The organism is Staphylococcus sp. HMSC14C01, assembly GCF_001808085.1.
GTDB classification, from domain to species: Bacteria; Bacillota; Bacilli; order Staphylococcales; family Staphylococcaceae; genus Staphylococcus; species Staphylococcus hominis.
Window position 1 is genome coordinate 60,986 of the sequence record NZ_KV792053.1, and the last position, 26,793, is coordinate 87,778.

Consider the following 26,793-nt stretch of genomic DNA (forward strand, 5'->3'; position numbering starts at 1 on the left):
TAAAGTAATCATTGTTCGAATATGCTATAATTCACTATAAATGAATTTTATGACTTTCTTGAATAAAATACATATTATTTATACCCGTATGTATTTTTTACTCTAATACATTATTCGATGGATTAAACTTAAATTATTGGAGGGTGACTATTAATGGTTACTCAAAATAAAAAGATATTGATTATCACTGGATCATTTGGAAATGGTCATTTACAAGTGACACAAAGTATTGTCAATCAATTGAATGACATGAATCTATCTCATATTTCTGTTATTGAGCATGATTTATTTATGGAAGCACATCCCATCCTTACGTCTATTTGTAAAAAATGGTATATCAATAGCTTTAAATATTTTAGAAATATGTATAAAAACTTTTATTATAGTCGACCAGATGAATTAGATAAATGTTTTTATAAATACTATGGTTTAAATAAATTAATTAACCTACTTTTAAAAGAAAAGCCTGACTTGATTTTAATGACTTTTCCAACGCCCGTGATGTCAGTATTAACTGAACAATTTAACATGCGTATTCCTATCGCAACAGTCATGACGGATTATCGTCTACAAAAGAACTGGATTACTCCAAATTCTCATAGATATTATGTGGCTACTGAAGATACAAAAGAAGACTTTGTAAACGTTGGTGTACCGGCATCTTTAATTAAAGTCACAGGTATCCCTATTTCTGATAAATTTGAAGCGGATATTGATCAACAGGCTTGGCTAAAAAAATATCATTTAGACCCTAAAAAAACTACTATTCTTATGTCTGCAGGTGCTTTTGGAGTATCAAAAGGTTTTGAACATATGATAGAACGTATCTTAGAAAAAAGTCCTCATTCTCAAGTCGTTATGATTTGTGGTAGAAGTAAAGGACTTAAACGTAATTTGGAAGCTAGATTTAAATCTTACGACAACGTTCTTATTTTAGGATATACAAAACATATGAATGAATGGATGGCTTCAAGTCAATTAATGATCACTAAACCAGGTGGGATTACAATATCCGAAGGTTTGACAAGAAGTATCCCAATGATTTTCTTAAATCCTGCTCCAGGACAAGAACTAGAAAATGCGTATTATTTCCAAGAAAAAGGGTATGGTAGAATTGCTGATACTCCTGAAGATGCAATTGACATTGTCTCTGAATTAACACATGATTCGAACAAATTAACTTTAATGATAAATACAATGCGTCAAGATAGAGTAGATTATTCAACCCATCGACTTTGTATCGATTTATTGAATATGCTCGATCATTCATCTCAACAGCAAGAAATTTATGGAAAGGTGCCATTATATGCCAAGTTCTTTGTCAAACAATAAAAGCATAAGTAAAAACTTTAAAATAATGCTCGTTATTTTATTTTTAATGGAATTTGCTAGAGGAATGTATGTATTAAGTTATGTTAACTATTTACCTACTGTAACCTCTATCGCTGTAGCTGTGACTTCAGTAGCACTATCTATTCATTTTATTTCAGATGCAGCTACAAACTTTGTGATTGGATTTTTATTAAAGAAATTCGGGACTAAAATCGTCCTTAATTTAGGTTTTTTATTAGCTTTTTTAAGCTTGTTTCTAATTATTTTCTTTCCAGCTAATCCCATCATTATCATTATTAGTGCAATTATGCTAGGGATTGCAGTAAGTCCAATATGGGTAATCATGTTATCTAGTGTGGAAGAAAGTCAACGTGGCAAACAAATGGGTTATGTATACTTTTCATGGTTATTAGGTTTGCTTGTAGGCTGGGCGTTTATGAATGTTCTAGTCAAAATACATCCAACGCGATTTGCATTTGCGATGTCTCTTGTCGTTATCATTGCATGGATACTTTATTATTTTGTAGATGTAAAACTCACAAATTATAATACTAAACCTGTGAAAGAACAATTAGGTCAAATCGTAGAGGTAATGAAACGTCATATGATTTTATTCCCAGGTATTTTGTTGCAAGGTGCTTCAATATCAGCTTTGCTTCCAATATTGCCGACGTATGCTACAAAAGTTGTGGGGGTAACAACTATTGAATATACTGCTGCTATCGCTATTGGTGGTATTGGTTGTGCAATATCAATGTTATTTTTATCTAAAATGATCGATAAAAATAGCACTGGCTTTATGTATACCGTTATTTTTGTAGGATTCATATTGTTTACGCTATTTATTTTTGGTCTCTCACTAGTTAACAATATTATTGTTGTTTGGATAGTTGCCGCCTTTATAGGTTTAATGTATGGCATTTTATTACCTGCTTGGAATACTTTTATGGCTGGACATATCGATCCATCTGAACAAGAAGAAACTTGGGGTGTATTTAATAGCGTCCAAGGCTTTGGTTCAATGATTGGTCCTCTTTTCGGAGGCCTTATCGCTCAATTCTCAAATGGATTAAATAATACATTCTATGTCTCAGCTTTGATTTTTCTATTACTCGCTATTTTTTATGGCATTTATTTTATCAAAAGTAGAAAGCATCAAAAATATTCTTAAAAAAAGAAGTCAAAACTAAAATGTTTTGACTTCTTTTTTTATATACATATTATGCTAGTTTAAAACTATCAACAATGTTCCATCTATCTTCATCTTCATTGTAATGTAACAATGAAAGTTCATCGATGGTTTCTCTATGGTCTACCCCTGCAAGCTTCACTTGACCAAATATATCTTCAAATTCTTGACTCGTTAAGCCTTGAGCAATCGTAAAATGAGGAACGAATGGATGTTCAGCTTTACCATAAAATGATTCGGTATTAAATGTATTAAATAAATTTTCTAATTCTTCTGTTTTTTCTACTTTAAAATAAATAACATTATTTGTCGGTTTAAAGCTTGAAGCTTTTGTCACGTGGACCTCTACAGGTTTAAATCCATCTAATGTTTGTTTAACTTCGTCTTTAAATGAATCTAATTCTGTTTCTTTAAGTTCAAAGTGAGGTTTAATCGTAATATGTGGCATAATACGTGCATACTCAGTATCATAACGCTTACGATAGCCATCTACTTCATTTTGAAATGATTGTGACGGAATAAGTGCTAATCCTATCTTCATTGAAATTCCTCCTTTGTTTAACATACTTCTATTATATCAAAATTCTATTTAATACGTTATTAGATACAACATTTTTTGAAAAGGCTTTCAAAAAAAAGATTTGTAAACTATTAATATGTACTATTATTTATTATTATTTAAAAAATAATAGAGAATATCTCCGAGCATAGGTTTCCATGATTTCCAATTATGACTACCATTAAATTCATTGTATACGTAAGTGACACGCTCATCTTGTTCAATAAGGTTTGCTAGCTTTCTATTTGGAGTTAAAAAATCCGCTTGCTCACCAGTCGTTGGTAATTTAAAATCGACTTCATCTTTACCAATCGCATGCCAAATCGTTAATCGATTACGTTGCTTACATGTCTCAAATTTTTCAAGAACAGTATGATCTGAGTGCGGACTAAACATAGCTATTTGACTAAATATTGAAGGATAAGTCAATGAAGTAAGAAAGGCAATACTTCCAGCTAAACTATCTCCTATTAATAATCTAGAATTTCCCACCTTATATGTAGGGAACGTTTGATCAATGAAAGGTAAAAGCTCTTTAACTACTGACTGAATCGTCTTTTGACTACGACTACCTTGAGGATGAAACTCTTCTCTACGTTTCTCAACATCTTCATAATGAAATCCAACAATAATAGCACGTTCAATATGTTCCTCTTTTCTTAGACGTTCATATTCACGCTGAATCCTTCCAAATCGGAAAAAATCCAATCCATCAAAACAAATAATCACCTGAGACTTAAATAATTCAGTAAAATCTTCTGGAAGATAAATCGACAATGTGATATCTCTTTCTAGAATGTCACTACTCAAAATATATTTATTAATTTTTCCAGCTTTAAATTCTCCCATGTTATCTTCTCTCCTTCATATATATTCATATTGTATCAATTTTATTTATTAGTGACAGTGATATAAACGTTTATAATAAGCTTTTTTATTTTAGATTTTATATACTTTTTTAAGAAAATTAGGAATTGTTTAATTAAGCTCATCTATTTTTATACAACTAAATATTATAATATAATTCTTTTTTAGTTAATCAACTTTTCCTTTTTAACATCTCTTATTTAAGATATACTTATTACTAATGAATTCATTACTTTAGGAGGAAGTAAGTCTATGCTTAATAAAGTATGGTTTCGAACTGGGATTTTCTTAATCATCCTGTTCGTACTTATAAAGTTATTTATGGAAGTGCATAGTGTATTTACACCTATAGCAACTATTATTGGTTCAGTGTTTCTTCCATTCTTGTTAAGTGGATTTTTATTTTATATCTGCTTACCTTTTCAAACACTTTTGGAAAAATGGGGTTTCCCACGTTGGGCAAGTATTTTAACTATCTTTATCGTATTAATCGCTATTATCGCTATCGTAGTAGCTTTCATTGCGCCTATTATTATTTCTAATGTTAATAATTTAATCAAAGCAACACCAACTTTACAACGTGATGCAGAGCAAGTGGTTAATTTCTCATTAAATCAAATGGATAAATTACCAAGTGATGTAACAGCGAAAATTAATTCAACAATGAAATCAATCAGTGATAGTTTAACTGGTATATTAGCAAATTCAATCACTTATATCACATCTCTTATTTCAACCATCTTCTTATTGATTATGGTACCGTTCTTCTTGATTTATATGTTAAAAGATCATGAAAAATTTATTCCAGCAATTGGTAAATTTTTCAAAGGAGAACGTAAAGTTTTTGTTGTTGATTTACTTAAAGATTTAAATTATACGTTAAAATCGTATATTCAAGGTCAAGTTACTGTTAGTTTCATCTTAGGTATTATTCTTTATATTGGTTATACCCTTATTGGGTTACCTTATACTCCATTGCTTGTATTATTCGCTGGTGTAGCAAACTTAATCCCATTTTTAGGACCATGGTTATCATTTGCGCCTGCTGCAATATTAGGAATTATCGATGGTCCATCAACATTTATTTGGGTTTGTGTTGTTACATTAATTGCACAGCAACTTGAAGGTAATGTCATCACACCTAACGTCATGGGTAAATCATTAAGTATTCATCCACTTACAATCATTGTTGTTATCTTAGCAGCGGGTGATTTAGGAGGATTCACACTTATTTTAATTGCTGTTCCACTTTATGCAGTATTAAAAACAGTAGCAAGAAATGTATTTAAGTATCGTCAACGTATCATTGATAAAGCAAATAGCGATGTTAAAGATTAAGCTTTTTAATTACTTACTGCGGATAGAACATATTCTATTCGCAGTTTTTTTATGTCATATCACATTAAATAATATAAAGCTAGAAGAGGGATAAAATTCATTTTTAAGTCGTCGTTCTACATCATCAATGCCTATGCCTCTCCAATTTGCGTTGAATATAGATGTTCTTATTAAAAGTCTCTATGTTCTAGCCTTGGAATTGAAATTGAATAAAGCTTGATACAAATGCATTTTCAATTCAGTCATCAACTGTCAATTTATTAAAAAAGTCTAAGACAACTCATTGTCTCAGACTCTTGGATTTATCATATATCTTATATCTATTTTTCAATTTAAACTTATTTAATTGCGTGGAAACCACTATCTACGTGGATATTTTCTCCAGTCACACCACTTGAAAAATCACTTAATAAATAAGCAGCAGTTCTGCCCACTTCTTCTTGATCTACATTACGTCTTAACGGTGCACGTTCTTCAACTTCTTTAAGAATTAAGTTCAAACCACCTACACCTTTAGCACTTAATGTACGAATTGGTCCAGCAGAAATTGCATTGACTCGAATATTATCTGGGCCTAAATCATATGCTAAATATTTAACATTTGCTTCAAGACTTGCTTTTGCAACACCCATCACATTATAGTTTTGAATTGCAAATTCTCCGCCTAAATAAGTTGTAGCTACAATACTACCCCCATTCGGCATAATTTTTTTCGCTTCATGAGCTACAATGGTTAATGAATATGAACTAATATCTTGTGCAAGTAGGAATCCTTCACGAGATGTTTCAGAAAAACGACCACGTAAATCTTCCATATTAGCAAATGCAATTGAATGATAGACGCCATCAATGTTTCCAACTTCTTCACCAATTTTCGCAAAGCCATTAATGACATCTTCATCTTTTTGAACATCTATTTGATACAAATGATGCTCTTTTTGATTTAATTGGTCTAATAATTTTTCTAATTCTTTTTTACTGCGCTCTTTACGATATGTAAATACGAGATGAGCACCTAATTCGTCTAATACTTTAGCTACGCCAAAACCAATACTACGTTTATTAGCGATACCCATAATGACAAAGGTTTTATTTTCTAAATTAATCATATAAATTATCTCCTTATATTACTTTATATTAATTCGTTCATTATAAACGTTTTTAACATACATATTTTACCATTGTTAATAATATTTAATAAAGTAATAATAAATTTTCAAATCATCTCAATAAAAAGAGAGGTACATAAAGTAATGTATCTTTTTATGTTATTTTTCAAAGATACCCTTTATTTTGTCCTCTCTTTTAAATAGATTAATAATAAAATTCTAATTCAGATTTGAGTTCATCTACATATTCTTTAGAACCTGTTACAATTAAACGGTCTTTATATCTAAGTTGCGTATCTCCATGTGGTACAATGGATTCATTATTTCTAACAATACGTACAAATATGATGTCCCCACCAAATGGGAAATGACGCAATAGAATATTTTCGTATTTATAATTTAACATTTCAATTTCATATAGTGAAGTTTCAACGTTACTTAAAATATTTAGCATATTTGGTGTTTCAATTAAACCTTTTAAGAAAATTTTATTACTAATAAAATTACTAAATACTTCAATACCATCTGTTTTTAACTCTTCATCATCACCACTATTTTCTAGTCGACAAATAACTCTGTTTACACCATGAGATTTAGCTAATTTTGCTATCATTTTATTTAAACCATCATCATTAGCAGAACATACGACAATATCTTGATTAAATAAGCCAAGTCTCTCTAATAAACTTTCTTCATATTCACTAATTTCAATAACAGTCACATTGTCAGGTAAATTACGCTGATCACCTAAATCTTTACGGTAAAACAACGTTATATTATATAACTGTGAAGTCAGATTTTGAACAATTGGAATAGTCAATTGATTTTTACCAATTAACGCAATATCAATTTTCCGGTTCACTTCATCTGGAATTGGGAATAATTTTTTAAATACAACAGGTACAAATACACATGTAATAATTGCACTTAATATTAATATTCCTGACATTTCAGAAGTAATTGCTTTTAATTCTTCAGCAATTTTTGCTGCAGCAATAACAAGCGAAAGTGTTGATGTTAATAAAAATGCTGATGCAATGGTTGTTTTAGTATCAAACCATCTTCGAATAAATAAGACAGGAATCAACTTAGAAACGATAAAGGACAATATAAGTATCGGAATTATAATAAGTAAAGAGGGTTCTTTAATTAAAGATGGTATATCTAAATCTACACCGACCATAATAAAGAATATCGGTATAAAGAATCCGTATCCAAATGAATCTAAAGTATGAATGATTTCTTCATCAGGTTTTAACAGTGATACAACTACACCAACTAAAAAAGCACCTAATATATATTCAGCACCAACACCCTCAGCAAGAGCAACCAGTAAAATGATTAATGCAAAAATGGCCCGTATACCAATTTGTGTTGTACCACCCATTAAGCGTTGCATAAAATTTAACCGTTTAAATACAGAACCTAACAAATAAAATATTGCAGTAAACACGATTAAAATTGCAGATAGCCAAATTGACCCTCCGCCTTCACCATTGATTCCACCATAAATAGTTAATAAAACCATCGTAAATAAATCTGCTAATACTGCTACTAATAATATAAATTGTCCTATTGTTGTGCGCATGATATTCATTTCTTTAAGTGTTGGCACAACTACACCCAATGAAATAGTTGAAATAATAATGACCATTAATAATACATCATCTACAAAGCCTAACCATTTAAATGCAAATGCTAAAATGATTGAAAGTACCATTATTAATGAAAAAACTGTAAGTGCTAATTGTAAATGACTTGGTAAATTCTTTTCATTTTTATCAATACCCTGTCTCTTTCTTGTGTCTTTTTTAAATGCGCTGAAATCAATTTCTAGTCCACTTAAAAACATTAAAAAGATAAAACCTAATGTTGACAGAATATTTAACATTTCATCTTTGTGGACAAGTCCTAAAAATGAGTTTCCTATAATAATTCCCATTAATATTTCAGCTACGACAACAGGTAAAAAAGTGACGTTTAATCGATTAACAATAATCGGTGTAAGAAATGCTGCGACGACGACTATGACTAAAGAAAAAAATTCCATTTCATCCCCCTATGTTAGATATGACATAAATGTTGTTGCAAGTCCAAAATAAATTAACATACTTACAATATCATTGATAGTTGTAATAAATGGTCCACTTGCGACAGCAGGATCGATATGAATTTTATTCATTAAGATTGGAATCATTGATCCTACTAACGTACCTACTGTCATGGCAATAGTTAAACTTGCACCTACAATCAGTGCCAAGAATGGTTGACGATAAATAATGACAATAATTAAGAATAAAATCACTGCACATACAAAACCAGTGATTAACCCACTACCTGCTTCTTTTAAAGCTATTTTAAGTTTACTTTTTTCTTTAATATCACCATTAGAAATATTACGAACAGACACTGCTAATGATTGTGTTCCTGAATTTCCTGACATCCCACTTATAATAGGGATAAATGCTGCTAATAATGCAACTTGCGACAAGGTATCTTCAAAACCACCCAGAATCGTTGCTGTTATCATACCTAAAAATGTTAAAATAATAAGCCACGGTAATCTCTTCAATGCTTTCTTAAATACTGATTGATCAGTAGACTTAGTATCAGAAACCCCCGCTAAACGTGAATAATCTTCATCTGCTTCTTCATTTACAACATCTAAAATATCATCTATTGTGATAATCCCTACTAAATGATGTTGATAGTCGATCACAGGCATAGCAATAAAGTCATAATCTTTCATTTTTTGAGCAACACGTTCTTGATCTTCTTCTACATTTACACTTACAACACGTCGAATCATTACTTCTTCAACATGAGCATCAATATTTGCTACAATTAAATCTTTCAAAGATAGAACACCTACGAGTTGACCGGCAGTATCAACGACATAAATCACATATATCGTTTCTGCGTCAGGTGCTTGACTTTTAACTAGCATGAGTGCCTCTTTTACAGATGTACCAATATCCAATGAAATATATTCAGTAGTCATGATACCGCCAGCAGTATCTTCTTCATAATGTAATAACTTTTTGATTTTATCTGTGACTCTGTTATCCATCAAAGCTAATAAACTGGCAACTTTTGAGTTAGATAATTCATTTAGAATATCAACTGCGTTATCTGTAGACATATTTTCTAATACTTCACTTGCATAATGTGCATGCATTGAATCAAATAATATTTCATATTCTTTCCCCTCAATATCTAATTGATTAAAAAATCTACTCACTTCTTGAGGCGATAAAAATTCGAATATTCTTTGTCTATTCTGATTCGTTGTATTTTCAAAATATTCACTTTGTTCATATTGATGTATAGTTAGAAATTCTTTTCTGAATTGATCTATATCATTGCGGTTTAAACTGTCATCTAGTAGTTTTTGATTGTATACTTTATTATGTTGTATGTCAGTTGTTTCTGTATTTAATGACATCAAATGTACCTCCTAATTTTAATTTACACTTTGATATATTTTTTCTAAGTTTTTATAGTCTAAAATAATCTCGATTTCTTTATTATATATTGGATGTCTAAATTTTACTTTATAACACTGTAAAGATTGTGTTTGAATCCGAGGATGAAAACCATCATATAAGTCATCCCCAATAAGTGGATGACCAATATGCTTAAAATGAACTCTAATTTGGTGTGTTCGTCCAGTATGTAATTTAACTTCACATAAACTTGCACTGTGATGACTACTCAACGTTTTATATTCAGTTTTTGCATGTTTACCAGATGGCGTAATACACCGAGTAATAATACTATCTTTGTTTCTACCAATAGGTGCCTCTATCATAGATTGTTCTTTAGTTTTACCGTAACACACACATATATATCGCTTATCTATTTCAAATGTCGACATAAGGTGATGAATATGACCATGTTTAGTAAAGATAACGATGCCCGTCGTATTACGATCTAATCTTGTAACAATATGAGGTACTACATATTGTACTTTATTTGTAGAATGATTTAAATAATACATCACGCGCTCAATTAAACTATCATGAGGATGTTCTCTTGAAGGTGCACAATTTAAATGCACCGGTTTTGAAACGATAATTAAATATGTATCTTCATATAATATTTCAATATGTTTGTTTGAAGGACGAAGATATGTACTTGGAACTTCTTCCGGCAGTTTAACAATAAGTTGATCATCTTTTTTCAACATATATCTAACTGTCACAGGTTGCCTATTAATAATTAAAGCGCCATCACGTTTAATGGCGCTAATTGTTTTCTTTGAATAATTATGACGTTGTAAAAATGTCTTAAGCATTTCTTCGCTATGAATATGGTATACAAATTTCATCAATCATCTTCACTTTCAATAAACGAATCATGAACTCTTTTCCAAAAAGGAAATGGTCTAAACCTAGCAAAACGAACTTTTTCATTTGCGACTCTAAATTGAATGTCGCTCACATTTTTATGTTTTAGACTGACATGGTCAATTGTTGTTCTAATTGTATTATGATTTACAGGTGTAATCAAACATGTATGATGCTTAGGTAATACTAATGGTGAACCTACCGTTCTAAATACTCTATTATTAATAGATGCAATTTCAGCAATTTGTATGGCTTCAAGAGAAGGATGAATCAGTGCACCACCTAGTGCTTTATTATAAGCCGTCGACCCAGAAGGTGTAGAAATACATAGACCATCCCCTCTAAATCGTTCAAAATGTTTACCTCTAATTGCGACATCTGCTACTAATGTTGATCCATTTTCAGTTTTCATAGTTGCTTCATTGAGTGCTAGATAGCGTGTTTCATTCTTAGTGTTGTTATATTTAACAATAATTTCAAGTAATGGATATTCAATCACTTGAAATTCAGAATGATGAATTTCATCAATCAATTTTTCAACTTCATGAGGTAACCAGTCTGCGTAAAAACCTAAATGACCAGTATGTACTCCAACGAATGCTACATTTGATAACATATGACTATACTGATGAAAAGCTTGCAAAAGTGTTCCATCTCCACCGACAGATATTACTATTTCTGGATTTTCTGTATCCTCCATCATATGAAAAGAGTTCATTTGATTCATCATTTTATGTTTAAGCGTGTTTGATTTAGAGTCACCTTTAGATTAAATCGTATAACGCATGTATTGACACCTCATCAGTCATGTTTTTTTGCACGTTTTTGAGTATAATATTTTTGAGCTTCTTGTATTTCCTCTTTAATTTCAGACATCTCTTCATCTAATAAGTAAGCCGCTTCAGCAGCTCTTTCTAGACGATGTTGTATCTCAGCAGGATAATCTCCATCATATTTATATCTTAATGTATGTTCGATTGTAGCCCAAAAATTCATTGCTAATGTTCGAATTTGAATTTCAGCTAATATCATTTTTTGACCACTTAATGTTTCAATTGGATACTCGATAATTACATGATATGAACGATAACCACTTTGTTTTGTATTGTTAATATAATCTCTTTCTTCTACAACTTTAAAATCTTGTCGTTGTCTAAGCATGTTAACAACTACATCAATATCATCAACGAATTGACACATCATCCTTAAACCAGCTATGTCGTACATTTCTTCACGTAATCGATCAAAAGGAATTCCCCTTTTATTCGCTTTATCAATGATACTTGTAATAGGCTTTACACGACCAGTTACAAATTCAATGGGTGAGGCGTTGTCTCCAACTTCATATTGCTTACGTAAGCCTTTTAATTTCACCTTTAATTCATCGACTGCTTGTTTATATGGTGTTAAAAATTGCTCCCATTGATTCATATGGTTCCACTCCGTTTCACTTTAGTTCGAAAGTTTCTTCAACTGCTGAAACAAACTCCTTACCATAGTTATTATTTCCTTCAACATTTTCTAGGATATAACTTAATTCATCTTGAAAATGTTCTAATTCTAATTCATCGTTAATAATTACTTTTTTATCTCTATTATTATGTAACATTGACCACGTCTCTTGTACAAAAATCAAATATGAATACGACGAGCCATCATCTAATAAATAAGCAAAACTAAAATTATCACTATCTACAAGCATTTGTCCTACTTCATCTAATCCATCAGTTGGATCTTCTGAGTAGCAATAAATGCTATCATCTTTGATTTTAATTTCATTTACATATATACGCATGCTTGTTCCTCCTTATTATTCCTTATTAGTTTAACATAATTTAACTTTCAAACACACATTAGAGTACCATAGTTCAAGTATGCTCTAAACGATTAAATATTTAGCTCCATATATTTTATTTTTAGTATTGTTATTACTTTAATTTTTTACAAATGTCCGTCATAATGAACTACAATAATATACTAAAGATTTTCTAATGAGGTGTAATTATGAGTACTAATAATGAAATTGAATTTAAGCAATTAATTGATTTCAATACATATAACGCGATTAAAGATTCTTACTTTAAACAACTCACACCATTCACTCAAACAAATTATTATATTGAATCACCTAGTTTCAAACTACGTGATCATCGTTCTGCTTTAAGAATACGTGTTAAACAAAACACATTTGAAATCACACTAAAAGTACCAGCTAAAGTTGGCTTGATAGAATATAATCATCCAATCGATATTAAGCCTCATATTGGACAAACAATTGTCAAATCAACATTACCTAACGATATTCAAAAAATTCTTACTGAATTTGATATTGAAGAAAACGAATTAAGTGTTTTAGGTGCATTGACAACTGAAAGATTAGAAGTTGAATTTCAAAATGAACTATTAGTATTAGATAAAAGTCAATACTTTGATAAAACAGACTATGAACTAGAATTTGAAGTCAATGATTATCAAATAGGCTTTGAAAAATTTCAAAATTTATTAAAACAATTTGACCTAGTTCATGAGCCCCCTAAAAATAAAGTTCAACGCTTTTTTGAATATCAAGCTCAATTAGGATAGATATGAGATAAACTTGTGAAAAGTCAAATTACTTTTAAATGTAAAAATTCATGTTATATTAGAAATATATTAATAGAAATTGGTGATACTATGGCTACAACACCTTATGATGTAATAGGAGAAAAAGCTTTGTATGATATGATTGATTATTTCTACTTTCTTGTAGAGAATGATCAAAGAATCAACCATTTATTTCCTGGAGATTTTAAAGAAACAAGTAGAAAGCAAAAGCAGTTCTTAACACAATTTCTAGGAGGTCCTGATTTATACACTCAAGAACATGGTCACCCAATGTTAAAAAAAAGACATATGGAATTTAGAATTACTACTTATGAAAGAGATGCATGGTTAGAAAATATGTATAAAGCAATCAATAAAGCTCAATTTCCAGCAGGAGTTGGCGAATACTTGTATGAAAGATTGCGTTTAACTGCTAACCATATGGTGAATTCCTAAATATAATTGAAGGTGAGTTAAACATGGCTGAAGAACTTAAAATTGTAGATAATGCGAGTCGTGAAAACACTAATCTGTCACCTGTAAATAAAATAGAAATTTATTCATTCTTTGATCCTTTTAATAAAGATTGTTTTAAATTATCCGCAATTATTTCTAAATTAAGAATTGAGTATAATCAATATATTCGAATCAGACATATTTTGAATCCTTCATTAAAGGTCTTGACTAAATGTCAAGCTCAAAGTACTTCAGATTTTGATAATATTGCTTTAGCATATAAAGCTGCTGAATTACAAGGTAGATTAAGAGCGGAACGTTTTATTCATTTAATGCAAAACGAAATTATACCGAAAAAAGATATTATCACTGAAGAAATGATTTGTAATTGTATTAAAAATGCTGGTTTAGATTATGATGTTTTCAAAGAAGACTTACAAAAAAATAAACTTACCGAAAGTTTGAAAATAGATTTGCATATTGCAAGAGAAATGGAAATTGAACAAGCGCCTTCACTTGTATTTTTTAGTGAAGATGTACATGAAGAAGGTTTGAAAGTCGAAGGCCTTTATCCTTATCATATTTATACTTATATTATTAATGAATTAATGGGATGCCCTATCGAAAAAGAATTACCTCCAAATCTCGAAACTTATATTCAATCCAAACAATTAGTAACGATGGAAGAATTGCTTACTATTTATGAATGGCCGGAAAAATTACTCGTAAAAGAATTGAAAAAATTAGCTTTACAACAAAAAGTTGAAAAACTAAATTATCCTGACGGCGAATTTTGGCAATCTAAAATGCCTAAGAAATAACAAAGAGCGATCACTTATATGAAGTGTATCGCTCTTTTTATATTAACTTGATTTAATAATTAAGCATAAAAAAAACGCCGTGTCTGATTACACGACGCTAAACAAAGGGGATGGGAGAAATTTTTCACTTCAAACAAAGGGGTATGTTTGTTATGTGATTAATTTCATGTATATAATATAACACGCTCAAAACGTCGTTTCAATATTAAACTACATTTCCACCCTAAATGTCACAAATTAGACACATTGAAAACGAATACACTCTTTTTAGTGCTTCATTAATTTTTCAAATGCTTTTAATTTTTGTTCAAAAACTTCACACGCTTGCTCTATAGGTTCTGGTGTAGTCATATCTACACCCGCATTCTTAAGAATTTCAATTGGGTAATTAGAACTACCTTTTTTCAAGAATTCATTTATATATCTTTCAACAGCAGGCTGTCCTTCTGTTAAAATTTGATGACTTAAACTTTGAGCTGCACTGTATCCAGTTGCATATTGATATACATAATAATTCATATAGAAGTGTGGAATACGAGACCACTCTTTACTAATATGATCATCTGTTTCTACTACATCACCGAAGTATAGTCTATTTAATTTAGCATACTCTTCATTCATACGAGTTGAAGTTAATGGTTCTCCCGCTTCCTCAATTTGATGAATTTTGTGTTCAAATTCAGCAAACATAGTTTGACGGAATAATGTTGCTCTGAAACGCTCAAGTTCTTGGTTTAGTAATAATAAACGTCGATCATCATCTAAATGTTTATCCATATAATCACTTAGTAGAGCTTCATTACATGTTGAAGCAACTTCAGCTACAAAGATAGAATAATCACTAGAGTTTGATGGTTGATTTTTACGACTAAAGTAACTATGTGCAGAATGTCCAAATTCATGAACAAGTGTATATAAATCAGAGATAGTATCAGACCAATTTAATAAAATAAATGGATTAGTTAAATGTGCGCCTGAAGAATAACCACCTGAGCGTTTTCCTTTATTCTCATAAACATCTACCCAACGATGATTTAAACCTTCTTTCACTACATCTAAATATTCTTTTCCCATTGGTTCTAGGGCTTTTAGCATCCATTCTTTAGCTTCGTCATATGGCATTTCAAATTTAACATCTTTAACTAATGGAGTATAGATGTCATACATTTTCAAATCATCAATACCTAAAAGTTCTTTTCTCAATTGAGTGTATTTATGCAACAATGGAAGATATTTGTGAACTGTTGCAACTAAATTATCATATACTTCTTCAGGAATATGATTATTACTTAAAGCGCGTTCACGTGCCGTTTTATAGTTATGCGCACGCGCATTGAAAATATTTTTCTTAACTTCACCAGCTAAAGTTGAACCTAATGTATTGTTATATGCACCATACGCCTCATATAAGTTGTTGTAAGCTGACTGACGTAATTTACGATCATCTGATTCTAAATATTTAATAAATGTACCTTGTGTTAAAGGATGTTTTTTCCCATCTTTATCTACTGCATCTTTAAACTCTAAATCAGCGTTACTAAACATACCATAGACATTTTCTGGAGTTGATAATGCATCTTGCGCTTGGGTTAATAATTTTTCTTTATCAGCATCTAAAATATGCGGACGTTTTTCATTAATTAATTTCAAGTCAAATGCATAACGTTTTAAATCATCGTTACTCTTAATAAAAGATTCTAATTTCTCTTCATCAATTTGCAAAATCTCTGGAACTAAGAAACTCCATGCTGAGCTAATTTTTATGATGAGTTGATGCGCACGAGATTCAAAACCAGTATATTTATCGTTAGATGTATCTTGGTCTTGTTTTAGATGTGCATAAACATATACCTTTTCTAATTGTGTTCCAATCTCATCTTCTAAAGCTAAAGCATTATATAAAGTTTTAGCACTATCTCCTAGATGTCCTTTAAATTGTTCTTCTTTACCTAGATAGCTCTCTACCTCTTTTAATGCCTTTTCAAAAGCTTCATCGCTTTCAAAAATAGTTGTTAAATCCCAAGTTTCATTTGGATATTTTCGTTCTTGCTCTTCTCTAGTAAGTTGTTGACTCATACATGTACCTCCTAAATGAATTAATGTTATAATTTTCTCATTCTTTTATTTATTTTGCACGTTTAAACTCCCGCTTATTTGTTGAATATAATCATCTATTAACTTTAAAGTAATTTCTTCTTTATTAATATCCAGTAGATAAAATTGTCTGAATTTCAAATACGACATTAAATACTGCTTGGGAAGATTATGTTTTAACAACAACTTCAGCTTGAGTTGCCATTGTACTGGATGATTTTCAATAAAAATTTGATACGAAAAAATATAACCTGTATCTCTACATACCTCATCGTCAGTTATTTGTAATTGATACATAGCACTTAAAGACGGTTCTAGCACTGAACGTTTTTTTCTACAATTAAAAATATAACGACTGATATGTCTATTTGACAATTTATAACAATATGACTCATTCTTTTGTTCATTGAATGATAACAATTCAGAAATTTGAATCATTCGTCTATGCGCAATAAATTTTCGGCCACCAATATGTTGTATATTGACATATTTTACTATAAGTTGTTTTTCATGCTCCCAACTATATAGCGTTCTATCAATCGGATTAATGAAATAAGCTTGAAATGTGTTCAAGTATAAATAACCCTTATGATATTGTACTTGTTCGATAATCCAAATAACTGCTACTCCAATTTGTTCAAGTCCTCTTGATCGAGATTTGACCTCTTTTATACTTATTCTTGAAAATTGAACTTCTATAGCTACTTTTGCATTCACAAGAATATCAGGATACTGCATAATTTCAGAAAAATAAGGCTCTATTTCAACATTAAAGTGATATTGTTTTAGACGTTGAGCAATAAAAAATTTAACGTAGTAATGTTTTTCTGTTTCATTTTTCATACATCTTCTTTTAGTTTGAGAAACATGAGCAAAATGCGGAATCTTTTTTAACCCTTTTTTTAAAAGAAGTTTTTCTTTGCAATATGGACATCGGTATTCTTCAGTAATGATAGCTTGATGAGCATATACAGTTTCATTATTACGATTAATCGCTACTAACATGCATTCACCTCATACTATTAAACGTTTAAGGTGATTCATTTACTTTAAAAAAAGAGAGTAGAAAAGAAATTCATTTTAAATTTCTTCTCTACTCTCGATTAATCGTTATATATTATTCTACTGAATCAGTAAAATAACGACGTACTTGTGAAGTAACATTATGACTCATAATAATTTTAGCATAATCATTTAAATACACTTCTGTCTTATCACTAGGATAAGCGAATTCAAGTAATTGACTATAGCTATCATTAATTGTCTCTTGGCTAACAGTACTATCGAAGTGAATTGCATAGTAGTAATGTGAATCACTCATATACAATAAATCTTCAAACTCATCTGTAGATAGATTATGATGATAAGCGTAATGAATGACTTCTTCTAAGTCTTCGAATTTCACAATAATTGTTCTTAAACTAGAACGTTGTTGTGATGATTTACGTTTAGATTTATGTGCTTGTTTTTGTTGTGCACGTTGTTCAAATAAATCTTCAATACTTTCTTCTTGTTCTAATGTATTAGCTAGCAATTCATTCACTTGTTCCTCAAATTGTTCATTTGCATGATTATCTGACATGTTCATTGCTTCTTCATTTTTAGATTTAGAGATTGTAACTTCCACGCCTTTTTCAAATGCATGTACTTGAATCCAAAGAGGTCCTTCGACTACAAAATCTTCTTCTTCATTAATCTCGTCCATCATTGACCAAAAGAATTCTTCACCACGCTTACGATTTGTCCATAAATCTTCACGACTAAATCCTCTTGCTTCAATATCACCATAAGTGATAAATAATTTCACAGTTGTGTCGTCAACGCGTTCTATTCTCATATCATCTCACTCCTTACAGTCGATGAATAGTAACCATATTGTATTAGAACGTAAGTTAAATTACAATTTATTTGTTTGATTAAATTTCACTATTTTAAATAGGACACTATATCATATTATATTCCCTTTTTTTATTATAAAAAACAGCACTATAGCTAAGCCAGTGCTGTTAAATAATATGTTGTTAAATTTTAAATATTAGTCGACTAAACGTTGAGCTTCTTGTAATTGGAAAGTACGAACCTTTCTAGGTAAGAAACGTCTGATTTCATCTTCGTTATATCCAACTTGCAAGCGTTTTTCGTCTAAAATAATTGGACGACGTAATAGTCCAGGATTATCTTGAATAATTGTATACAAATCTTGCAATGGTAAAGAATCAATATCTACGTTTAATTTTTGATAAGTTTTAGAACGAGTTGAAATAATTTCATCTGTTCCATCTTCAGTCATTTTTAAAATTTGTTTAATTTCATCAATTGTTAAATGTTCAGAAAAAATGTTACGCTCCGTATACGGAATGTCATGTTCTTGTAACCATGCTTTCGCTTTACGGCAAGATGTGCAACTTGGTGATGTAAATAATGTTACCATACATCTCACTCTCCTATTGAATAAATATTATTCATTATATTAATAATTATGCTAATTTGTCTTAAGCTTATATTATAAGTATAATATGCTAACATTAAAATTAAATGAGAAAATCCTAATTTTTCTGAGAAATTTCAAATTTTCTAAAAATTTCTCTACAAAATCTAATTTCTTATGTGTATCTCTATTATAACATAACTTACAATTTAAAAAAATACTGTTATAATCTAGTTAAAATGAATTATTTTTAAAGAAAGTAGGCATCTATATGGAGACATTATTTTCAGGAATACAGCCAAGTGGGATACCTACATTAGGTAACTATATTGGTGCATTAAAACAATTTTCAGACGTACAGAACGATTACAACTGTTACTTTTGTATTGTAGACCAACATGCGATTACTGTCCCACAAGATAAAATCAAATTGCGTAAACAAATTCGTCAGTTAGCAGCAATTTATTTAGCTTCAGGTATTGATCCAGATAAATCAACATTATTTATTCAATCAGAAGTTCCAGCACATGTTCAAGCCGGTTGGATGTTAACAACCATTTCAAGTGTTGGCGAGCTTGAACGTATGACGCAATATAAAGATAAAGCGCAAAAACGTACAGATGGTATTCCAGCTGGTTTATTAACTTATCCACCTTTAATGGCAGCTGATATTGTTATTTATAATACAAATATTGTGCCCGTAGGTGAAGACCAAAAACAACATATGGAACTTACTAGAAATTTAGTAGAACGTTTTAATAGTCGTTATAACGATATATTAGTTAAACCAGAAATTCGTATGCCAAAAGTTGGTGGACGTGTAATGAGTTTACAGGATCCAACAAAGAAAATGAGTAAAAGTGATGATAATCAAAAAAACTTTATCTCATTACTAGACGAACCAAATGTTGCAGCGAAAAAAATTAAAAGCGCTGTAACTGATTCAGATGGTATTATCAAGTTTGATAAAGACAATAAACCAGGAATTTCTAACCTACTTACAATTTATTCAAGTTTAACTAATAAATCTATTAAAGAGCTTGAAACACAATACGAGAATGAAGGATACGGAACATTCAAAACAGACTTATCAGAAGTAGTTAAAGACTTTTTAGTACATTTCCAAGAAAAATATAACGAATTTTATAATTCAGATAGATTGGATGACATCTTAGATCAAGGGCGTGACAAAGCTCAAAAAGCTTCTTTTAAAACACTGAAAAAAATGGAACGTGCAATGGGCTTAGGACGTAAGAGATAAATCATTATAAATAAGACCACGAGTATAAGTAAAATACTCGTGGTCTTATTTTAGTTATCTTTCTTTTTTCCTGTTTCACGATCAATTGATTTATCGATATATACATGTTTCAGTGTAGTATCTGGACCAATTTTATGATACTGTAATCCTTTGACCTGTGGATTAGTTAAGTGTGCTTCACCTTTTTGATAAACAGGAGCTACTGGTGCATCATGAAGTAAGATACTTTCCGCACGTTGTAGCGCTTCATTTCTTTTTTCTGTTTCACGTAACAATGAACTATTTGATTCTTTTAAAAGCCTGTTATATTCTTTGTTATCCCAATCAGTATTATTTTGAGCATTATCCTTAGTCATTGTTTCTAAAAATGCTGTTGGATCAGGATAATCTGGACTCCAACCTGAATAAGTCGCTTCGTAATTATTAGCTAATTCTAAAGTGGTTTTTTGTTTAAATGGCATTTGTTTAATTTTTAATGTAACGCCTGGTAAGTTTGATTCAATTTGAGATTTAATATACTCTGCAGCTATTTTAGCAGCTGGTGTATCTTGCGTATTCATTGTAAATGCAAACTCTTTTTTACCTAATTCTTTTTTTGCCTTTTCCCAATTTTGTTTTGCTACCTTAGGATTATATTTTAAAGGAGACTCAACTGTACTTGCGAAGTCTTTACCGTCAGGCGTCTTCGCTGTACCTATTCCCGTGAAATTATTTGAAGCAAGAGACCCATCATTTAAAACAGTTTTTACATACCCTTTTTTATTGATAGCTTGTGCAATAGCTAATCTCAAATTTTTATTTTTAAATTCAGGCACTGTTTTTTCATTCATTTTAATATAAAAAGTAGCAGCAGTTAAACGATAGTTTAATTCTTGACTGCCTTTATATTTATCTACTTGTTCAGAAGTGATGATTGTATCATCGATTGAATTAGTATCATATAAAGAAGCGCCAGCTTGTTGATCTTTTAAAACTTTATAATTTACTTTATCTAATTTGACATTTTTCTTATCCCAATATTGATTATTTTTAACCAATTGTATTTTATCTTCTACCTGCCAATTGATAACTTTGAATGGCCCATTATAAACTGCTCTTTCAGCATTCGTTCCATATTTTTTATCATATTTTTTGGCAATTTTAGCATCTTGTGGATAAAACGTACTTAAAGCAAGTAATTCATTTATGTACGGTACTGGTCTTTCTAAATCAATTTGAAGTTTATATTTATTTAACGCTTTGATTCCTAAAGAATTTACTGGTTTTTTTCCAGTATTAACTAAATCTGCATTTTTTATATCACTCATTATATATGCAAATTCAGAGGCGGTTTTTGGATCTACAACTTTTCTCCATGCATAAACAAAGTCATGCGCTGTTACAGGATCTCCGTTTGACCATTTTGCATCTTTTCTTAAATTGATAGTCAGCGTTTTACCACCATTACTTTTTTGTGGTGTTTCTTTTGCTACACCTAAAGTTACTTTGTCATTTTTATCTATTGAATATAATCCTTCGAAAGTTTGACCAGCAACATCGCTAGAAACAGCATCTGTAATAAGAGCTGTATCTAAAGTAGTTATATCTTGAGTAATTATTTTTCTGAATACCTGTCCTTCATCAGAATATAAACTTTTTTTGTTACTACACGCTGATAGTATTAAAGTGAAAATAACTAATAGCGTTAAATATTTATATTTTTTCTTCACATTCTTGTCCTCCCTTCCTCAGACTTAATTATGTTGAAGATGAGTTTGATCTTGTTCTTTTAAACGTACTGCTTCTTCATCTGTTACAAAAACGTAATGATTAGGTCTAATTTCTTGCAGTCTACGTTCTGCATTTTTAGATTCATCTTCTTCATACACAATTCGTTTTCTTGTTCTTTCACTATCAGGATCAGGTTGAGGGATAGCAGATAATAGTGATTTAGTATAATCATGTAAAGGATGATAATAAATTTCGTCAGACGATCCTAATTCTACAATTTTTCCAAAATGCATTACTGCTATACGATCAGAAATATATTTGACCATTGATAAATCATGGGCAATAAATAAGAAAGTAATACCTCGTTCTTTTTGTAATTTCAGCATTAAATTCACTACTTGAGCTTGAATAGAAACATCTAATGCAGAAATTGGCTCATCTGCAATAATAAACTCAGGTTCTACAGCTAAAGCACGAGCAATTCCTATACGTTGACGTTGTCCACCAGAGAACTCGTGTGGATAACGGTTCGCATGTTCTTTACTTAAACCTACTGTTTCTAGCAAATCATATACTCGACGTTTACGATCTTTTTTATCACTTGCTAACTTATGAATATCAATACCTTCTGCTACAATATCCATGACTTTTAGACGTGGATTTAAAGAAGCATATGGATCTTGAAAAATCATTTGAATTTTCTTATTAAATTTTAATAAATCTTTTCTTTTAGCAATCTTCTGAATATCTTGTCCTTCATAAAGAATTTCACCATCAGTAATATCATTTAATTTAATAATGGCTTTTCCAGTTGTAGACTTTCCACATCCAGATTCTCCTACTAATCCCAATGTTTCCCCTTTATAAATATTAAATGAAATATCTTCGATTGCTCTAACTTCATTACGTTTACCTTCATTAAAATACTGCTTTAAGTTTTTAATTTCTAATAATATTTCTTTATTCTTCTCCATCGAACGACACCCTTTCTACTCGACGTGGCTTGTCGTAATTATTAGGCATTTGACGTTGTCTCTTTTGTACCATCTCTGGCGGTTCAACTTTTGGAGCGCGTTCGTCTAATAACCATGATTTTACATAATGAGTAGGTGATATTTTAAACCATGGTGGAACTTCTTTAAAGTCAATGTCTAGTGCATATTGACTACGTCTTGCAAATGCATCACCCTTTGGTGGATGTAATAAATCAGGCGGAGTACCTGGAATTGCAATTAACTCTGTCTCGTTACTTGTCGTTAAATCAGGCATTGAAGATAATAATCCCCATGTATATGGATGTTTTGGATCATAGAAGATTTCATCGACATTTCCAGTCTCAATCATTTGCCCTCCATACATAACAGCCACTCTATCAGCCACATTTGCTACTACCCCTAAGTCATGTGTAATAAAAATAATAGATGTTTCAATTTTTTGTTGTAATTCTTTCATTAAATCTAAAATCTGTGCTTGCATTGTTACATCAAGTGCTGTCGTTGGTTCATCTGCAATTAAAATTTTAGGTTCGCACGCCAATGCAGTTGCAATAACAATTCTTTGACGTTGACCCCCAGAGAATTGATGAGGATATGCTTTAAATCTTTTTTCTGCATTAGGCAGTCCTACTAAATTTAAAATCTCAAGTGCACGTTTTTTTGCTTCAGATTTACTATAATGACGATGTTTTATTAAAGGTTCCATAACTTGCTTACCAATTTGCATCGTAGGATTTAATGACGTCATAGGGTCTTGAAATATCATAGAAATATCTTTACCACGAAGTTTGTTTAATTCTTTTTCAGATTTAATTGCTAAATCTTCCCCTAAAAAATTAATTGTCCCTTTTTTAATTCTCCCTGTATCCCCCTGGAACAATTTTGTAATTGCTTTTGTTGTTACAGATTTGCCAGAACCTGATTCTCCGACAATCGCTAATGTTTCCCCTTTATTTAAAAAGAAATCTACTCCTCTAACCGCTTGCACTTCCCCGGCAGTAATATCAAAGGAAACATGCAAGTTGTTGACTTCTAACACTCTTTCTGACATAGATTTTGCCTCCTTTGTTATTTACGCATTTTTGGATCAAATGCATCGCGTAATCCGTCACTAAATAAGTAAAAGAATAAAATTAATAAACTTAATACTGTAGCTGGAATAAATAATTCGTGTGGGTGTATTAACAACATTGCTCGTCCATCATTTACGAGTGAACCAAGTGATGTTTTCGGTGCAGGTACCCCTATACCAATAAAGCTTAAAAATGCTTCGAAGAAAATTGCACTTGGTACAGTAAACATAGATGTTACTACAATGGCACCTAGTGTATTCGGTAAAATATGTTTAAAAATTAATTTAAATTTTGAAGCCCCTAATGTTCTTGAAGCCATTACAAATTCTTGACTTTTTAGTTTTAAAAATTCACCACGCACTACTCTACTCATACCTAGCCATCCAGTGATAGACATAGCTAAAATAATCGTCCAAATAGATGGTTCAAATATCAATACAAATAAAATAACAATAATAAGATTAGGAATAGATGCTATAATTTCTAAAATACGTTGCATCACATTATCAACACGTCCCCCAAAAAATCCTGAAATAGCACCATAAACGACTCCTATAAAGATATCTAGTGCAGCAGCTACAATGCCAATAAATAATGAAATTTGAGCACCTTTCCATGTTCTAGTCCAAAGATCACGACCTAATTGGTCTGTACCAAACCAAAAATTTTCTTTCACGCCCGCTTCTTTATAAGCGCTCTTACCATCTGCCCCTGTTCCATCAAAAGGTAAAAAGTGTACTTGATCTAGTACTGGAATTTTAGCAGGTAAATTTCGTCTAGTAACATCTTGTTCAGCATAATCATGTTTACTAAATGCTGGTCCTAAAAATGCAAGAATGACAATTAAAATGAGTCCAATCAAACCGACAATAGCTAGTTTATTTCTTTTCAACTGTGTCCAAGCATCTTGCCAGAAGTTTTTACTTTCACGTTGTATTTCTGGTTCTTTATTTAAATCGAGTTCTCTAATAACAAAATCCGTCCCAACCGCTCCCTCAGAGGTATGTGACATCGCTGCATTTGAATGGTCATCAAATGGTTTATTAAAATTTTCAGGCATTATTTTTTACCTCCTTGTACACGGATTCTTGGATCAATTACACCATAAAGAATATCTACGATAAAAATTGAAACGATAAATAATGTACTAAATAAAATTGTAGTAGCCATAATAACTGAGAAATCATTTGTTGTAATCGATCTAACGAATTGGTCCCCTAAACCAGGTACACCAAAGATATTTTCAATAGTTAAAGTCCCTGTTAAAATACCGGCTAACATTGGAACAATAATTGTAATAATAGGAATTAATGCATTTCTTAATGCATGTCCAAAAAGGACTCTTATCGGCGAGTTACCTTTAGCTCTTGCTAATAATATGTAATCAGAACTTAGTACCTCTATCATTTCAGCTCGAATATAACGAGCTACTGTGGCCATTACACTTGCTGATAATGCTAAGGAAGGCAATACTGCTGTTGAAAATCCTTCCCATCCTGCCACTGGAAACCATCTTAAACGTACTGCAAAAACGTATTGTAATAGTACTGCTAAGACGAATGAAGGTACTGATACTGCTATAACTGAAATAACAGTAGTTGTATAGTCTACCCAAGTGTTTTGTTTCGTAGCAGCAGCTACGCCTAAAATTAAACCTAAAATCACTCCAATAATCATTGCAGTAATACCCATTTCCATAGAAGGAATCAATCTCGGTTTAATTAATGACCAAACTGGTTGATTATGATATTGGAACGAATAGCCAAAATCTCCAGTTACTACATTTTTTAAATAATGAAGATATTGCACTGCTACTGGATCATTTAATCCATATTTTTCGTTTAAAATTGCTTTTTGTTCAGCACTTAATTTAGCATCATTAAATGGTGATCCAGGCATCATTTTCATTAAGAAAAATGTAATTGTGATGATAATAAATAACGATAAAACCATATATCCCAAACGTTTTAATATATATCGCGTCATCATATAGTCCCCCTTTACTAAATATTCAAAATTAACATTCCCTTCAAAATTTTCAGAAATATTTATACATATTATATATACTATTTTCATAAAATTGCAATATAATTTTACATTTTCTTAATATAAGTGTAATTTTTATATATATTATTTAAAAGAATATAAATTTTAGATTTTATTTATAGTAAGTTTACAGTAAATTAGACTATATAGATAAAAAAGTCGGAGGTATACATGAACAATATTAAAACTTGGTTTATATGGCTCTTTTTGCCACTCATATGTACTTTTTTACTTTGGATGTTCGTAACTCAACATTCGTTTGTCTCATTTATTAATATCTTATTTTATATATCACTTGTATTATTTATATTGTTATTTTTAATTCTCCTTGTACAAGAAGGTATATTTGATGCTACAAGTTTTGGTTTTAGACGCATGCGTTATCAACTCGCTTCTCGCTCTAAGAAAAAAACTTTAGAGAACGATGACTTTTTCAATCCAAAACAAGTAAAAAAAGAGCATTATACCATTTCAACATGGTTACTACCTGCTCTAATACTATGTGCATTTTACTTCATTTTGACTATTCTTATTTCAATTTTTCTATAAACATAAAAAGAGGCTGGGACATAATTCCTAACAA

Annotated in this window: 25 protein-coding genes and 1 pseudogene; 8 read left to right on the top strand and 18 right to left on the bottom strand. The window is 30.7% G+C overall.

What is annotated here, in order from left to right; genetic code table 11:
- The first annotated feature begins 153 nt into the window (after positions 1–153).
- Together HMPREF3131_RS10350 and ltaA are read left to right on the top strand one after the other, a co-directional pair.
- Positions 154–1,332 carry a diglucosyl diacylglycerol synthase gene (locus HMPREF3131_RS10350; protein ID WP_017175802.1) on the top strand — a complete coding sequence of 393 codons (1,179 nt, stop codon included), beginning with the start codon at positions 154–156 and terminating at the stop codon, positions 1,330–1,332.
- On the top strand, positions 1,307–2,503 hold the full coding sequence (gene ltaA / locus HMPREF3131_RS10355; RefSeq protein WP_049379561.1) for a lipoteichoic acid biosynthesis MFS flippase LtaA: 1,197 nt from the start codon (positions 1,307–1,309) through the stop codon (positions 2,501–2,503). Before HMPREF3131_RS10350 ends, ltaA begins: the two co-directional genes overlap by 26 nt.
- A 49-nt stretch (positions 2,504–2,552) precedes the next feature.
- Here the strand turns inward: ltaA and HMPREF3131_RS10360 are convergent, their stop codons facing one another.
- On the bottom strand, positions 2,553–3,062 hold the full coding sequence (locus HMPREF3131_RS10360) for a 2'-5' RNA ligase family protein (RefSeq protein ID WP_017175804.1): 510 nt from the start codon (positions 3,060–3,062) through the stop codon (positions 2,553–2,555).
- Between the two features lie 123 nt (positions 3,063–3,185).
- Positions 3,186–3,929, bottom strand: coding sequence for an esterase family protein (locus tag HMPREF3131_RS10365; protein WP_017175805.1), 744 nt, complete (start codon positions 3,927–3,929; stop codon positions 3,186–3,188).
- A gap of 270 nt (positions 3,930–4,199) precedes the next feature.
- Here HMPREF3131_RS10365 and cozEa point away from each other — a divergent pair, with 270 nt between their 5' ends.
- Positions 4,200–5,285: a lipoteichoic acid biosynthesis protein CozEa gene (cozEa, locus tag HMPREF3131_RS10370; RefSeq protein WP_017175806.1), complete on the top strand. Its 1,086-nt coding sequence runs from the start codon at positions 4,200–4,202 to the stop codon at positions 5,283–5,285.
- A gap of 338 nt (positions 5,286–5,623) precedes the next feature.
- Here the strand turns inward: cozEa and fabI are convergent, their stop codons facing one another.
- From fabI to HMPREF3131_RS10405, 7 genes and pseudogenes are all read right to left on the bottom strand, one after another.
- The gene (gene fabI, locus HMPREF3131_RS10375) at positions 5,624–6,394 is read right to left on the bottom strand and encodes an enoyl-ACP reductase FabI (RefSeq protein WP_002448154.1); all 771 of its coding nucleotides are present in this window, start codon (positions 6,392–6,394) and stop codon (positions 5,624–5,626) included.
- Positions 6,395–6,599: 205 nt separating this feature from the next.
- Complete coding sequence (locus tag HMPREF3131_RS10380; protein WP_070436776.1) at positions 6,600–8,444, bottom strand: monovalent cation:proton antiporter family protein; 1,845 nt, start codon at positions 8,442–8,444, stop codon at positions 6,600–6,602.
- A 9-nt stretch (positions 8,445–8,453) separates the two neighbouring features.
- Positions 8,454–9,839, bottom strand: a complete 1,386-nt coding sequence (mgtE, locus tag HMPREF3131_RS10385; protein ID WP_019835654.1) for a magnesium transporter — start codon at positions 9,837–9,839, stop codon at positions 8,454–8,456.
- 18 nt (positions 9,840–9,857) lie between these two features.
- Positions 9,858–10,724: an RluA family pseudouridine synthase gene (locus HMPREF3131_RS10390; protein ID WP_019835655.1), complete on the bottom strand. Its 867-nt coding sequence runs from the start codon at positions 10,722–10,724 to the stop codon at positions 9,858–9,860.
- Positions 10,724–11,530, bottom strand: a pseudogene (locus tag HMPREF3131_RS10395) (NAD kinase). The gene HMPREF3131_RS10390 and the pseudogene HMPREF3131_RS10395 overlap by 1 nt, the downstream one beginning before the upstream one ends.
- Before the next feature lie 14 nt (positions 11,531–11,544).
- Positions 11,545–12,174, bottom strand: coding sequence for a GTP diphosphokinase (locus tag HMPREF3131_RS10400; RefSeq protein ID WP_017175811.1), 630 nt, complete (start codon positions 12,172–12,174; stop codon positions 11,545–11,547).
- A 16-nt stretch (positions 12,175–12,190) separates the two neighbouring features.
- Complete coding sequence (locus HMPREF3131_RS10405) at positions 12,191–12,538, bottom strand: UPF0738 family protein (RefSeq protein WP_002448177.1); 348 nt, start codon at positions 12,536–12,538, stop codon at positions 12,191–12,193.
- Between the two features lie 209 nt (positions 12,539–12,747).
- On the opposite strand from HMPREF3131_RS10405, the gene HMPREF3131_RS10410 reads away from it, so the two are divergent.
- The 3 genes from HMPREF3131_RS10410 to yjbH all read left to right on the top strand — a co-directional run bounded on the left by HMPREF3131_RS10410 (position 12,748) and on the right by yjbH (position 14,603).
- Positions 12,748–13,326 (top strand): CYTH domain-containing protein, encoded by a 579-nt coding sequence (locus HMPREF3131_RS10410; RefSeq protein ID WP_048761217.1) that lies wholly within the window; start codon positions 12,748–12,750, stop codon positions 13,324–13,326.
- A 90-nt stretch (positions 13,327–13,416) separates the two neighbouring features.
- On the top strand, positions 13,417–13,782 hold the full coding sequence (locus HMPREF3131_RS10415; protein WP_048761221.1) for a truncated hemoglobin YjbI: 366 nt from the start codon (positions 13,417–13,419) through the stop codon (positions 13,780–13,782).
- A 23-nt stretch (positions 13,783–13,805) separates the two neighbouring features.
- Entirely contained in the window at positions 13,806–14,603 is a 798-nt protein-coding gene (gene yjbH / locus HMPREF3131_RS10420; RefSeq protein WP_048761214.1) for a protease adaptor protein YjbH, read from the top strand.
- A gap of 267 nt (positions 14,604–14,870) precedes the next feature.
- Here yjbH and pepF read toward each other — a convergent pair whose 3' ends face one another.
- The 4 genes from pepF to spxA form a co-directional block, all read right to left on the bottom strand.
- A complete protein-coding gene (gene pepF, locus HMPREF3131_RS10425) occupies positions 14,871–16,679 on the bottom strand; it encodes an oligoendopeptidase F (RefSeq protein WP_048761211.1) in 1,809 nt (602 codons plus the stop codon).
- 45 nt (positions 16,680–16,724) lie between these two features.
- A complete protein-coding gene (locus HMPREF3131_RS10430) occupies positions 16,725–17,702 on the bottom strand; it encodes a competence protein CoiA (protein WP_048682892.1) in 978 nt (325 codons plus the stop codon).
- 112 nt (positions 17,703–17,814) lie between these two features.
- Positions 17,815–18,534 (bottom strand): adaptor protein MecA, encoded by a 720-nt coding sequence (gene mecA, locus HMPREF3131_RS10435; protein WP_048761209.1) that lies wholly within the window; start codon positions 18,532–18,534, stop codon positions 17,815–17,817.
- A 198-nt stretch (positions 18,535–18,732) separates the two neighbouring features.
- Positions 18,733–19,128, bottom strand: coding sequence for a transcriptional regulator SpxA (spxA, locus tag HMPREF3131_RS10440; RefSeq protein ID WP_002448146.1), 396 nt, complete (start codon positions 19,126–19,128; stop codon positions 18,733–18,735).
- 268 nt (positions 19,129–19,396) lie between these two features.
- On the opposite strand from spxA, the gene trpS reads away from it, so the two are divergent.
- Positions 19,397–20,386 (top strand): tryptophan--tRNA ligase, encoded by a 990-nt coding sequence (gene trpS, locus HMPREF3131_RS10445; RefSeq protein ID WP_017175817.1) that lies wholly within the window; start codon positions 19,397–19,399, stop codon positions 20,384–20,386.
- A gap of 50 nt (positions 20,387–20,436) precedes the next feature.
- On the opposite strand, the gene HMPREF3131_RS10450 is transcribed toward trpS, so the two are convergent.
- Genes HMPREF3131_RS10450 through opp3b form a run of 5 tightly spaced genes read right to left on the bottom strand, consistent with a single transcriptional unit; the run spans position 20,437 to position 26,150 of the window.
- A complete protein-coding gene (locus HMPREF3131_RS10450; protein WP_048761206.1) occupies positions 20,437–22,095 on the bottom strand; it encodes a peptide ABC transporter substrate-binding protein in 1,659 nt (552 codons plus the stop codon).
- A gap of 24 nt (positions 22,096–22,119) precedes the next feature.
- Positions 22,120–23,070, bottom strand: coding sequence for an ABC transporter ATP-binding protein (locus HMPREF3131_RS10455; RefSeq protein ID WP_019835659.1), 951 nt, complete (start codon positions 23,068–23,070; stop codon positions 22,120–22,122).
- Positions 23,057–24,142, bottom strand: coding sequence for an ABC transporter ATP-binding protein (locus HMPREF3131_RS10460; RefSeq protein WP_019835660.1), 1,086 nt, complete (start codon positions 24,140–24,142; stop codon positions 23,057–23,059). Before HMPREF3131_RS10460 ends, HMPREF3131_RS10455 begins: the two co-directional genes overlap by 14 nt.
- 17 nt (positions 24,143–24,159) lie before the next feature.
- Positions 24,160–25,224: an oligopeptide ABC transporter permease gene (opp3C, locus tag HMPREF3131_RS10465; RefSeq protein WP_048761203.1), complete on the bottom strand. Its 1,065-nt coding sequence runs from the start codon at positions 25,222–25,224 to the stop codon at positions 24,160–24,162.
- On the bottom strand, positions 25,224–26,150 hold the full coding sequence (opp3b, locus tag HMPREF3131_RS10470) for an oligopeptide ABC transporter permease (RefSeq protein ID WP_017175826.1): 927 nt from the start codon (positions 26,148–26,150) through the stop codon (positions 25,224–25,226). The genes opp3C and opp3b overlap by 1 nt, the downstream gene beginning before the upstream one ends.
- 231 nt (positions 26,151–26,381) lie before the next feature.
- Between opp3b and HMPREF3131_RS10475 the strand changes: the two genes are divergently transcribed.
- The gene (locus HMPREF3131_RS10475) at positions 26,382–26,759 is read left to right on the top strand and encodes a DUF3899 domain-containing protein (protein WP_048761201.1); all 378 of its coding nucleotides are present in this window, start codon (positions 26,382–26,384) and stop codon (positions 26,757–26,759) included.
- Positions 26,760–26,793: the final 34 nt, after the last annotated feature.